The 12,159-nt window shown below is 64.5% G+C and carries 12 protein-coding genes and 1 pseudogene; 8 read left to right on the top strand and 5 right to left on the bottom strand.

Annotated elements, in window-relative coordinates:
- Positions 1-95: 95 nt before the first annotated feature.
- Positions 96-902 (top strand): annotated as a pseudogene (locus ABZW16_RS28055) (DUF475 domain-containing protein); the annotation flags it as partial.
- Positions 903-912: 10 nt separating this feature from the next.
- On the opposite strand, the gene ABZW16_RS28050 reads toward ABZW16_RS28055, so the two are convergent.
- Positions 913-1,842, bottom strand: coding sequence for a DMT family transporter (locus ABZW16_RS28050; protein WP_354959060.1), 930 nt, complete (start codon positions 1,840-1,842; stop codon positions 913-915).
- A gap of 101 nt (positions 1,843-1,943) precedes the next feature.
- Between ABZW16_RS28050 and ABZW16_RS28045 the strand changes: the two genes are divergently transcribed.
- Entirely contained in the window at positions 1,944-2,480 is a 537-nt protein-coding gene (locus ABZW16_RS28045; protein WP_354959059.1) for an ABATE domain-containing protein, read from the top strand.
- Between the two features lie 10 nt (positions 2,481-2,490).
- Here ABZW16_RS28045 and ABZW16_RS28040 read toward each other — a convergent pair whose 3' ends face one another.
- The 4 genes from ABZW16_RS28040 to ABZW16_RS28025 are packed head-to-tail and all read right to left on the bottom strand — an operon-like array spanning position 2,491 to position 6,761.
- The gene (locus ABZW16_RS28040) at positions 2,491-3,174 is read right to left on the bottom strand and encodes a response regulator transcription factor (protein WP_354959058.1); all 684 of its coding nucleotides are present in this window, start codon (positions 3,172-3,174) and stop codon (positions 2,491-2,493) included.
- Entirely contained in the window at positions 3,141-4,805 is a 1,665-nt protein-coding gene (locus ABZW16_RS28035) for a histidine kinase (RefSeq protein WP_354959057.1), read from the bottom strand. The genes ABZW16_RS28040 and ABZW16_RS28035 overlap by 34 nt, the downstream gene beginning before the upstream one ends.
- A gap of 4 nt (positions 4,806-4,809) precedes the next feature.
- A complete protein-coding gene (locus ABZW16_RS28030) occupies positions 4,810-5,310 on the bottom strand; it encodes a hypothetical protein (RefSeq protein ID WP_354959056.1) in 501 nt (166 codons plus the stop codon).
- Between the two features lie 59 nt (positions 5,311-5,369).
- The gene (locus ABZW16_RS28025) at positions 5,370-6,761 is read right to left on the bottom strand and encodes a hypothetical protein (RefSeq protein ID WP_354959055.1); all 1,392 of its coding nucleotides are present in this window, start codon (positions 6,759-6,761) and stop codon (positions 5,370-5,372) included.
- Positions 6,762-7,063: 302 nt separating this feature from the next.
- Between ABZW16_RS28025 and rpsF the strand changes: the two genes are divergently transcribed.
- From rpsF to ABZW16_RS27995, 6 genes are all read left to right on the top strand, one after another.
- On the top strand, positions 7,064-7,351 hold the full coding sequence (rpsF, locus tag ABZW16_RS28020; RefSeq protein ID WP_040697500.1) for a 30S ribosomal protein S6: 288 nt from the start codon (positions 7,064-7,066) through the stop codon (positions 7,349-7,351).
- Positions 7,352-7,432: 81 nt separating this feature from the next.
- Positions 7,433-7,966, top strand: coding sequence for a single-stranded DNA-binding protein (locus ABZW16_RS28015; RefSeq protein ID WP_354959054.1), 534 nt, complete (start codon positions 7,433-7,435; stop codon positions 7,964-7,966).
- A gap of 55 nt (positions 7,967-8,021) precedes the next feature.
- Positions 8,022-8,273, top strand: coding sequence for a 30S ribosomal protein S18 (rpsR, locus tag ABZW16_RS28010; protein WP_040697505.1), 252 nt, complete (start codon positions 8,022-8,024; stop codon positions 8,271-8,273).
- A 17-nt stretch (positions 8,274-8,290) separates the two neighbouring features.
- Positions 8,291-8,743, top strand: coding sequence for a 50S ribosomal protein L9 (gene rplI, locus ABZW16_RS28005; RefSeq protein ID WP_354959053.1), 453 nt, complete (start codon positions 8,291-8,293; stop codon positions 8,741-8,743).
- Positions 8,744-8,831: 88 nt separating this feature from the next.
- Positions 8,832-9,104: a hypothetical protein gene (locus ABZW16_RS28000; RefSeq protein ID WP_354959052.1), complete on the top strand. Its 273-nt coding sequence runs from the start codon at positions 8,832-8,834 to the stop codon at positions 9,102-9,104.
- Positions 9,105-9,493: 389 nt separating this feature from the next.
- Positions 9,494-12,151, top strand: a complete 2,658-nt coding sequence (locus tag ABZW16_RS27995) for a replicative DNA helicase (protein ID WP_354959051.1) — start codon at positions 9,494-9,496, stop codon at positions 12,149-12,151.
- Positions 12,152-12,159: the final 8 nt, after the last annotated feature.

Raw genomic sequence — 12,159 nt, 5'->3', positions numbered from 1 at the left:
CATGTTATAAAAAACTTAAAGAAGCTTTTTATAATATTTCATTAATTTATTTTAGTCTCTTTACCATAGTGTAAAGAGACTTTTTTAGAAAGGAACTGAACCCGCCCGCCGATGACGCACTGGTATTTCCGGACGGCAGCCCGAGCTATGAGAAGCTGCTGACCGATGCGCATCCGCAGATCGCCGCATTCGGCGGCATGTTCCTGCTGCTGCTGTTCCTGAACTTCATCTTCGAAGAGCGCGAGATCACCTGGCTGTCCTGGCTGGAGAAGCCGCTGGCCCAGCTCGGCAAGCTGGACATGCTCTCGGTGGTGGTCGCCAGCGCCGGACTGGTGCTGACCGCGGAGTTCATCGCCACCGACGAGCAGCGCGCCACGGTGCTGGTCGCCGGACTGCTCGGCATGATCACCTACATCGTGGTCGACGGGCTCGGTTCGCTGTTCCACACCGAAGAATTCGAAGAAGGCGCCGACGGCGGTCCGTCGCAGCTGGTCAAGGCCGCGGGCAAGGCCGCGTTCTTCCTGTTCCTGTACCTGGAGGTGCTGGACGCGTCGTTCTCCTTCGACGGTGTCATCGGCGCCTTCGCCATCACCTCCGACCCGATCATCATCGCGCTCGGCCTCGGTCTGATCGGCGCCATGTTCGTCCGCTCGATCACGGTGTACCTGGTGCGCAAGGGCACGCTGTCGGAGTACGTGTTCCTGGAGCACGGTGCGCACTGGGCGATCGGCGCGCTGGCGATCATCCTGTTCGTCTCGATCGGTGTGCACATCAACGACCTCTTCACCGGCCTCGTCGGCGTGGCGTTCATCGGCGCGGCATTCATCACCAGCATCATCAAGAACCGGCGCGAGGACGCCGACGAAGTCGACAGCGAACGAGAGCCCACCCCGGTGGGCTGAATTCCGTAGTTCACCGCACCGGCACGGGCTGGGGTCGCGCGACCACGGGCGTGGGGCGTCGCGATGCGAACACCATGCCGATCAGTCCGACGCCGAGTCCGGCGGCAGCCAAGGGACGCAGCGGCTGATCGATGAACAGCCAGGCCAGGATGGCGGTGACCGCCGGAGTCGCGAAGAACAAACGGCCGACCCGCGTTGCCTCCCAGCGCTTCAGCATCGCATTCAACAGCAGGAATGCGACCATCGAATTCACCAGCACCATCCAGGTGAGCGACTCGGCGAATCGCGTCGCATCCCAGATATGCAATTGTCCGGTCGCCCATGCGAATACGCCCGCAACCGGTGCGCTCGCGGCCATATGGATCGCGGTCGCCGCGCGCGAATCGACCTGCGGGACGAAGCGTTTCTGGTAGATCGTGCCGACGCTGAGGCCGAGCAAGCCGACCACGCATAGCAGCAGACCGACCAGCGACATGCTCGATTGATCGAACACCGCCAGCCCGACGCCGATACCGCCGATACCGAAGCCGAACCACTGGCGCGCGGTGACGGTCTCGCCGATGAATCCGGCCAGCAATGCGATGACCACCGGATTCAGGCCCTGCACCAGGGCGATGATCGCGGCCGAGACGTGCAGGCTCATCGCGGTGTAGAAGGCGCCGAACTGCACGATCTGCATCAGCAGTCCCGCAATGACGACATGTTTGACCTGACCGCCGCTCGGCCAGCTGGCCCGAATCACCGTGGCGTACACCGCGAGTAGCACCGCGGCGATGGCAAACCGGGCAAAAAGCACCATCATCGGCGGGGCGGCGCCGACGCCGACGACTCCCGCGATGAATGCGCTGCTCCACAGCACGACGAACAGTGGTTGCATGCCCGCCGCAAGCGATGGCTTGCCGGTCGCTCGGAACAACGGGTCCAAGAGCTGCGTCTTCACGTGCACTCCTCGATCGACCATGACAGGTCAGATAACCATCTAAGACGGTTACTAACCTCGCACCTGTGCACGTAACCTGTCAAGGTGGTTACTATGAGAGGGTGTTCGCCTTCGTGAGCGGTAACCTCGCCTTGGATTTCGCAGGCACGGTCAAGGCCCGTGCCTCGACCTTCGACGACTTCCTCAGCACGCCAGCGGATCTCGATACCTGGCTGCTCGCCGCCGACCTCCTCGACACCGCACCGCACTGCGATGCGGCGATACTCGACCGTGCCGTGCGGCTGCGCGAAGCGGGCTACCGACTGGCCCTGGCCGCCGCCCGCGACGAACCGTTCGCCGATGCGGACCGCGATACCGTCAACGAGTTCGCCCGCGGCGCACTCCCCCAGGTCACGTTGCGCGACGATGCGACGATCGCCCGGCACGGCGATCCGGACGCGGCACTGGCCGCGATCGCCCGCTCCGCCATCGAAATGCTCGGCGGTCCCGAACGCAGTCTGGTCAAGGAATGCGGGCGCCTCGAATGCACCCGCCTGTACCTCGACACCTCACGCGGAAAGTCGCGCCGCTGGTGCGATATGACCCTTTGCGGCAATCGCGCCAAAAGCGCCGCGTTCCGCGCCCGGCACGCCGACTGACCCGATGCGCTCAGCCGCCGAGGCCGATGCGGTGCGCGTAGGCGATGGCCTGGGCGCGGTCGCGGACCTGGAGCTTCGCGAACAGCGAACCGATATGGGTCTTGACGGTGCTGATGCCGATGAACAACTCCTTGGCGATCTCGGAGTTGTTGTGGCCCTTGGCCATCAAGGTGAGCACTTCGAGTTCACGGGCGCTGAGGCCGATTTCCGGACCACTACGCCGAGGCGACGGCGGCCCGACGGTTTGCGCCGCGAGCGCGGCGACGAGCCGCTGCCCGACCTCGGCGGCGAAGGTCGACTGGCCACCAGCGACGGACCGTACCGCCGTGGCGATCTCGCGTCGGCCCGCGTCCTTGGTCAGATAGCCACGCGCACCCGCGCGCAGCGCACCCGCGATCGATTCGTCATCGGCGTAGGTGGTCAAGACCAGCACCGCGGTACCCGGATGGTCCGCCGCAATCGCGGCCGTCGCGGCGACACCGTCCAGCACCGGCATCCGCAGATCCATCAGCACGACATCGGGCGCACACCGCGCAACCAATTCGACCGCCTCGGCACCATCGCGCGCCTCCCCCACCACCTCGATATCCGGCAGCAGCGATAACACCGTGGTCAACCCTTCGCGCACGATGGTCTGATCATCGGCGACAACCACCGTGATCACCTCCGCGGCACCATCATTCGCACCACCCATCGCCCACCCACCTTTCCCGCCACAACCGTCCCACCCAACCCCCCGATCCTTTCCCGCATCCCGAGCAACCCGGCCCCCACCCCCATCCCCACCAAATCCCCAGCCCCTGAGCTGTGAGCCGTCGCCCCCTGCATCACCGCGTCCGGGGTCGCTTCACCCTGCATCACCGCGTCCGGGGTTGCCACCGTCTGCGCCGCCGCACCCTGGGCCTCCGCCCCCTTGGTCGCTGCACTGTATGTCGCCGCTCCGTGTGTCGCCATGCCCTGCGTCGCCACATTCTGTGCCGACCCACCCTGCATCACTGCGTCCTGAGTCGTCATTCCCCGCGCTCCCGCGTCCCGCGCCGCCGCCTCCTGTGTCACCCCGGTCTGCACCTCCACGCCGTGTACCGCCGCACTCTGCGTCGCAATGCCCTGGGGCGCCACATTCTGTGCCGACCCACCCTGCATCACCACATCCTGGGTCGTCATTTCCCGCGCTCCCGCGTCCCGCGCCGCCGCGTCCTGTGCCACCACGGCCTGCATCTCCACGCCTTGCGTCACCGCACTCGGGGTCGACGCGCTCTGCATAGCCACACTTGGAGCCGACGCGTCCTGCATCGTCGCCCGCGGATTCGCCGATAGCAGCCCGGTTCGGCGGGGCAGGGGATTGGATGCGGTCAGCTCGATCTGGTCGGCTTCGACGCGCAGTCGCAGTTCGACCTCCGTGCCGGGTGCGTGTTTGCGGGCATTGGTCAAGGATTCCTGTGCGGCGCGCAGTAGCGCTGTGCTCACCTGTTCGTCGAGGTGGTCGGCGTTGCCCTCGCAGTGGAGTCGGAGTTGTCCGCCCGCGTCCCGGTGTTCGCGCGCCAGCCGTTCGAGTTCGGTTGGCAGCGCGAATCGTTCGGCGCGCAGTGCGCCGACGACCTGCCGCGCGTCCGCCAGACCGGAGGCGGCCAGCGCCCGCGAGGACCGTACCCGAGCACCGGCTTGTTCGGTCTCGCCCGCCTCCAGCAGCGCGTCCGCGGCGTCGAGCTGCAGGACGAGTCCGCCGAGCGTATGGGCTAATACGTCGTGCACCTCGCGGGCGATCCGGCCGCGTTCGGCCAGTGCGGCGGCCCGATCACGTTCAGCGCGAATCGCCCGGCTCTGTTCGACCAGCAGTCGATTCTGTTCGGCGCTCACCCGAAACTGCCTGCGGTTCACCCCCATCAGCGCCACCACCGCGATGGCCGCCAGCATTGCCGCGAATACCCCCGCCGGTGCCTGGGCCACCGGATACGAAATGCTCACCGCCAGTGCCGCCGTCGCGGTGAGCAGCGCACCGAACAGCGTCGAATGCTGAACCACGGCGAACCCGCCGTAGACCGCGGCGAGCATGGCCACCGAACTGCCGCCGTACTGCGCGACGGTGAGCCCGCCGAACACCACCATCAGCGCCAATGCGATCCGGTTGAGCCGATGCCGGTCCGCGGGGGCCAGTGCCCAGGTCAGCATGCCGATACCCGCCAGCCCGACCGCGAGTAATACGGGCACACCCAGATCAGCGAGGTGATAGCTGGGCAGGAACGCGGCCAGGGCGCCCGCCCCGACCAGGCGGAGCAGCCTGCTCAGAAGCGTGGGTGTCGATCCCGCGATCCCGCTGCCGAACATTGCCTCAGTGTGCCCGACTCATTGGCGGCGCAACGGTCGACTTCTCGGCCCGAGCGGAGATAACGGCGATCCGACCGGCCCGGTTCAGGCCGAGCAGCAGCAGAATCAGCCCCGATGATGTCAACGAGGTCGCGCCGTACCCGACGGCGATCACGTCGACGCCAACGCGCACCGCGATCGAGACCAGCCACAGCGCCGACGCCGCGGCACCGGTCCGGACCAGCAGCGCACCCACCTCATCGCGCCGGAATCGCGACATCACACCCATCACGGCGCCGATCGCGAGCGATAACACCCCCTCGAATACCAGCAGCGCGATATCCAGCGTCCGCAGCGCACCGAGATCGGTCGATGTGCAGGCACCGATCACGCCGATGAGCCCGAGGATCACCGGCAATCGCCACATCCGAACCGGATCGAACAGCCGCCACTGGTTCTGCTGGTAGATGATCCAGCCGAGGACGGCGAGCACCAGCACCGCGGTCGCTGTGTTCTGCGAGGTCATGCCCACAACGGTGCGCGGATCGCGGCGCGCGCAGTACCACCCGTGGGTGGAATCCGGTACTAGGCCACGGGTACCAGGCCGCCGGTTTCCAACCGCGGTATCGGCGGCGGCGCGACCCGGGTTCCGCGCGGCACCGCCCGCACGAATACGAAGAAGAACACCACAAGGAGTACAGCACGCCCCCACACGCCGAACTGCACCACGTTCTCCATCAAATCCACCGAGCTACCGGATCCGATCGAATAGAAGTACCGGAACACCCCGATTCCGATCGTCGCATCGGCGACCAGATAGGCCCCGATCACCGGCCACGGCACCTCGAGCAGCACCAGGAACGGCACCAGCCACAGCGTGTACTGCGGCGAATGCACCTTGTGGAACAGCAGGAATCCGCACAGCATCGCGCCGCTGACCCCGATCCACGGGAAGGTGCCGGTCGAGGTGAATCGCTTCCAGCCCAACCACATCGCCAGCGCGAACGAGGTGAGCACCAGCGTCGGCGAGGCGATCGACACCGCATGCTGAAATGCGGTCTCACTATCGGCGTCCTGACCGAACATCTGCCGAAGTCCCCAGTACCAAATGGAATTTGTGGTGATATCGGCCTGCCGCAATTGCTGGAAGGTGATCGATGCGCGCCAGCCCTCATAACCCGCGAGCGCGAAAGGCAGATTCACCAGGACCACCGTGCCGATGGCGGCACCCGCGGTCATCAGCGCACCGCGCACATCCGGCCGGGACGGCGCCGGACCATCCATATCGCGCTGGCCGCCAGTCAACACGTATACCAGCAGCGGCAGTACGAAAATACCCGGATACAGCTTGAGGCAGAATCCGATGCCGAGCAGTACGGCGGCCAGAATTCCCCTGGTACGCAACGAATATCGTGTCAGCGCGGTCACCACGTACACCGCGGCGACGGCCATACAGACCACGGGTAGTTCCCAGTTGTGGAATGCATAGAGCACCAATGGCGGCCCCGCCGCCCACAACAGCGCCGCCCGACCGGCCAGCCGGACCAGCAACCAGGCGGTCAACACGGCGAACGGCGCCAACAACAATGCCGAGTGCAGCAGGAATTCCGCGTCGTTATCGGCGCCTACCGCACCGAGCCACATCAATACACCGCTGAGCACCGGATATTCGACCGCGCCGCCGGTCAGCATGCCGTCATCGGTGATTCCGCCATCAATATAGGGAAAGACGTGCTGGTCGATATCGCGTCCCAGCCACAGGAATTGGATATCGGAATAGCAGACATCCGAATCCTTGACCACATCGAAGATCGCACTGCGGCCATCCTCGCCGAACGGCGCACCCGCGCAACGCGCCTTGTTCAGATAGGCCAGCGCCAGCGTCAACCCGCACAGCAGCACCACCACCGCAGCTAGCACTGTAGTGCGCTGTACGCGGCCCGTGCTCACGTCGCTGGCGGCCGGTCGGGTCGACATGACGACCAGACTAGGTGGCCGAGGCAGACCACGCCCGCGTCCCCCACGATTGCCACCGCAACATCTGATCTCGTACGCACATGGGTAACTCACCGGGTACGCCCAGAACTCGCCCCAACGACCGGCCTCCGGCCCGCGACGCGACTATCGAGGCTCCGACGACCGGCAAAAGGCCCGGGGAGGCGGGGGAGCTTTCGCTGGTTAACGCGGGTTCATGTAGCCTTGTCGGGTTGCTGACGCAACGACCCTCCTGCCACGGACCGTCCGTGGCCGTTTCCTAGTCCACAGGAGGTGATTGGTCCGTGCGTCATTACGAAGTGATGGTTATCCTCGACCCGAGCCTGGACGAGCGCACTGTTGGTCCGTCGCTGGACAACATGTTGAGCGTCGTCAAAACCGATGGCGGCAAGGTCGACAAGGTCGACATCTGGGGCCGCCGCCGTCTCGCCTACGAGATCGCCAAGCAGGCCGAAGGCATCTACGCGGTGGTCGATCTGACCGCCGAGCCCGCTACCGTGAGCGAGCTCGACCGCCAGCTGGGTCTCAACGAGTCGGTGCTGCGCACCAAGGTTCTGCGCCACGGCAAGTGACCCTCGATTGCGTCGGTGCCTATCTCTAGGCTCTAGCGCAACAGGTGCACTGCGGACTGCATACCGAGCAGGAGGAACCACATGGCAGGCGACACGGTCATCACCGTCATCGGAAATCTGACGGCCGACCCCGAACTTCGATTCACGCCCGCGGGCGCTGCGGTGGCGAATTTCACCGTCGCATCGACTCCCCGCGTGTTCGACCGTAATTCGAACGAATGGAAAGACGGCGAAGCGCTGTTCCTGCGCTGCAACATCTGGCGTGAAGCTGCGGAGAATGTCGCTGAAAGCCTGACCCGAGGCGCCCGCGTGATCGTGAGCGGACGACTGAAGCAGCGCTCCTACGAAACCCGCGAGGGTGAGAAGCGCACGGTCGTCGAGCTCGAGGTCGACGAGGTCGGTCCCTCGCTGCGTTACGCCACCGCGAAGGTCGCCAAGGCCAGCCGCGGCGGCGGGGGCGGCGGCGGATTCGGTTCCGGGGGCGGTGGCAATTTCGCTCCTGCCGGTGGTGGTGGCGGCAGCCGTTCCGGCGGCGCCGACGACGACCCGTGGGGCAGCGCACCCGCGGCGGGCTCCTTCGGGGGCGGCCGCGTAGACGACGAACCGCCGTTCTGAGAACGGCCCACATCGGCCCGAATTACTTTGGGCCATCATTGATTACGGAGTAACCATGCCTAAAGCGCCCGCGCGCGAAAAGGTGCTGAAGAAGAAGGCTTGCACCTTCTGCAAGGAAGCCAAGTCCGGCACCGTCAATATCGACTACAAGGACACCGCCCTGCTGCGGAAGTACGTCAGTGATCGCGGCAAGATCCGCGCTCGCCGGGTCACCGGCAACTGCGTACAGCACCAGCGCGACGTCGCCGTTGCCGTCAAGAACTCGCGTGAGGTGGCCTTGCTGCCTTACGTGTCGACGGCTCGCTGAGAAGGGAGACATCGCAAATGAAGTTGATTCTGACTGCTGATGTAGACAACCTCGGCGCCCCCGGTGACACCGTGGAGGTCAAGGACGGCTACGGCCGCAACTACCTGCTGCCGCGCGGCCTGGCCATTGTCGCCAGCCGTGGCGCTCAGAAGCAGGTCGAGGGCATCCGTCGGGCGCAGGACGCGCGCAAGGTGCGCGACCTGGACCACGCCAACGAGCTGAAGCAGGCCATCGAGGGCCTGGATTCGGTTTCGCTGTCGGTCAAGACCGCGGGCACCGGCAAGCTGTTCGGCTCGGTCACCCAGTCCGACATCGCCGCCGCCATCAAGTCGGCCGGTGGCCCGATCGTCGACAAGCGCAGCATCGAACTGCCGAAGTCGCACATCAAGACGGTTGGCAAGCACAACGTCGCGGTGCACCTGCACCCCGATGTGGTCGCGAAGTTCGACCTGCAGGTCGCCGCGAACTGAGTTCATTCGAAGGCCACTCTTGTGTTTCGACACAAGGGTGGCCTTCGGCTGCGCCGCCTCGGGCCAGTGTGTGGTCGCGGCCTGAGCCATGGGCGTCATCCTGCAGATAGCTGAATATTTGCGAGAGGCCGGAACGGTGATCTGGACCATCCTCGGCAAATTCGGCTATCGGCTCTACCACCTGTTATTCGACTTGTGGATCGTCGAGAAAACCAACCGGCCGCTACGTGATCCAGGACATACCCGTAGTACACACTCTGTTTACCCAACACGCCCGGCTGTTCAACTGGACCGACACGCCGACACTTCATTCATCCACACGTGGACAGATTTGGAAATCGATATCTATCTGCACGTTTGAGCGGTGTGACCTGGGTTTTCCCCAAGTAGTACACAGGGGGGTGCACATCGTTGGGTAAACAGTCCCCAACTTATCCACAGGTGTGTGCACAGTGCGGTTTGGCGAGTCCCCATCGGGTCGCCTAGGTTCGTCGCATTGTCATGAACGAACCTCCGGATCGTCATGATCCGGGAGCTGTCACACCGGTTTGCTGGAACCGCGGGTGAGCCCGTCAACGGGGGACTCGCACACCGTGGTTCGACGCCCTGATGTGTCGGTACCCGGGAGTACAACGAGTGATCAATAGGGTCAGCCGGTAGGCGGCGGTTTCGAGCGATGTGCACGCGGTCGCCGTTTCCGAGCGGCCTTTGATGTATGTCGCTAGCGGCGAGAGAGGACGGTCGAGTCTGGTGACTACCACCGATGGCCGCGGGCATACGGACTACCCGCCCGAACCGCCCGGCGAGGACTTCGGCAGGCAGCCGCCACACGATATGGCGGCCGAGCAGTCCGTATTGGGCGGCATGCTGCTGAGCAAGGATGCGATCGCCGACGTCGTCGAGGTGCTGCGCCCCGGCGATTTCTACCGCCCGGCGCACCAAGCGGTCTACGACACCATCCTCGATCTCTACGGCCGCGGCGAACCGGCCGACCCGGTCACCGTCGCCGCCGGTCTCGACCGCCGCGGCGAACTCAAGCGCATCGGCGGTCCGCCCTATCTCGTCACCCTCACTCAAACGGTCCCCACCGCCGCCAATGCCGGTTACTACGCCGAAATCGTTGCGGAGAAGGCGATCCTGCGCCGCCTCGTCGAAGCGGGCACCCGCATCGTGCAATACGGCTACGCGGGCGCCGACGGCCAGGACATCGCCGAGGTCGTCGACCGCGCCCAAGCCGAGGTCTACGAGGTCACCGAACGCCGCACCACCGAAGACTTCCTCCCCCTCGAGGAGCTGCTCCAGCCCACGATGGACGAAATCGACTCCATCGCCTCCCGCGGCGGCATCTCCCTCGGCGTCCCCACCGGCTTCACCGAGCTGGACGAACTCACCAACGGCCTACACCCCGGCCAAATGATCATCGTCGCCGCGCGTCCCGGTGTTGGGAAATCGACCCTGGGAATGGATTTCATGCGTAGCTGCTCGATCAAGCATGGCTTGGCGAGCGTTATCTTCTCGCTCGAGATGAGTCGCACGGAAATCGTGATGCGGCTGCTCTCGGCTGAGGCGAAGATCAAGCTGGGCGATATGCGTTCGGGCCGAATGAGCGACGACGACTGGACCAAACTCGCTCGCCGTATGAGCGAGATCAGTGAGGCGCCACTGTTCGTGGACGACTCGCCGAACCTGACGATGATGGAGATCCGCGCCAAAGCGCGCCGTCTGAAGCAGCGCCACGACCTGAAACTCGTTGTGGTGGACTACCTCCAGCTGATGACTTCGGGAAAAAAGGTCGAATCTCGTCAGCAGGAAGTCTCGGATTTCTCGCGAAATTTGAAGCTGCTGGCCAAGGAGTTGGAAGTTCCGGTCATCGCGATCAGCCAGCTGAACCGCGGTCCCGAACAGCGAACAGATAAGCGTCCCATGGTGTCCGACCTGCGCGAATCGGGCTGCCTCCCGGCTTCGACGCGCATCCTGCGTGCGGACAGCGGTGGTGAGACCACCCTCGGCGAGTTGCTCGCAAGCGGGGAGCAGCCGCTGGTGTGGTCGCTGGACGATCGCATGCGGATGGTTGCGCGGCCGATGGTGAAGGTCTTTCCCAGCGGGCGCAAGGACGTGTTCCGGCTGCGGCTCGCTTCGGGGCGAGAAGTCGAGGCCACTGGCAACCACCCGTTCCTGACGGTCGATGGCTGGATACCACTGGAAAAGCTGGCCGTAGGCGACCGCCTCGCCACTCCGCGTATGGTGCCTGAACCAGTGCACACCGAGCGGATGGCGGACTCCGAGATAATCCTGTTGGCGCACATGATCGGTGACGGCTCGTGCGTCAAGCGCCAGCCGATCCGCTACGCCAGCATCGACGAGGAGAACCTCGACGCGGTAACCACCGCGGCCCGGCACTTCGGCGTGACGGCGGTACGGGACGAGTACGCGGCTGCCCGCGTGACAACCCTGCGACTGCCCGCGCCCTATCGACTCACCCATGGCAAACGCAATCCAATTGCCGCCTGGCTCGACGAGCTGGGACTCTTCGGATTACGCAGCTACGAAAAATTCGTTCCGCAGCAGGTGTTCTCGCTGCCGAACGATCAGATCGCACTGTTCCTGAAGCATTTGTGGGCAACCGACGGCTCGGTGCGTTGGGATGCCAAGGGAGGCCAGGCTCGCGTCTACTACGCCTCCACGAGCCGCCGCCTGATCGATGACGTGGCACAGCTACTGCTACGACTCGGCGTACACGGACGAATCAAGAATGTCCGCAAGGCGGGTTATCGCGACTGCTGGCACCTCACCATCGATGGGGCGGATAATCAGACGATCTTCCTACGCGACGTCAGTGTTCACGGCGCACGCGGACAGGCCGCGCAATCGGCCCTCACCGAACTGGAACCGATGGTGCGCAATACGAATGTCGACACCGTCCCCAAGGAAGTCTGGACCCAAGTCCGCACCCTGCTGACAACCAAGCACATGACTCACCGAGAGTTCTCGGCTGCCATGGGCTCACGCTTCTGTGGTTCCACCATGTGGAAGCGCTCCCCCAGCCGCGCCCGTCTCGCCCGCGTCGCCGCCGTCCTCAATGATGCCGACATCGAAATGCTGGCCACCAACGACGTCTTCTGGGACAAGGTCGTCGAAATCACCGGCCTGGGCGAACAAGACGTCTACGATGGGACCGTGTCAGGAACAAATAACTTTGTGGCACAAGGGATTTCGGTACACAACTCACTGGAACAGGATGCGGACATGGTCATCCTGTTGCATCGACCCGATGCGTTCGAGCGGGACGACCCGCGTGGTGGTGAAGCCGACTTGATTGTCGGTAAACACCGTAATGGTCCGACTGCCACGATTACCGTTGCGCACCAACTGCATTTGAGTCGATTCGTGGATATGGCGCGCGGCTAGCCGGCGGC

Source organism: Nocardia sp. NPDC004604 (assembly GCF_040609795.1).
GTDB lineage: Bacteria > Actinomycetota > Actinomycetes > Mycobacteriales > Mycobacteriaceae > Nocardia.
Note: the sequence above shows the minus strand (reverse complement) of the source record. Positions and strands in the feature narration are given on the sequence as shown.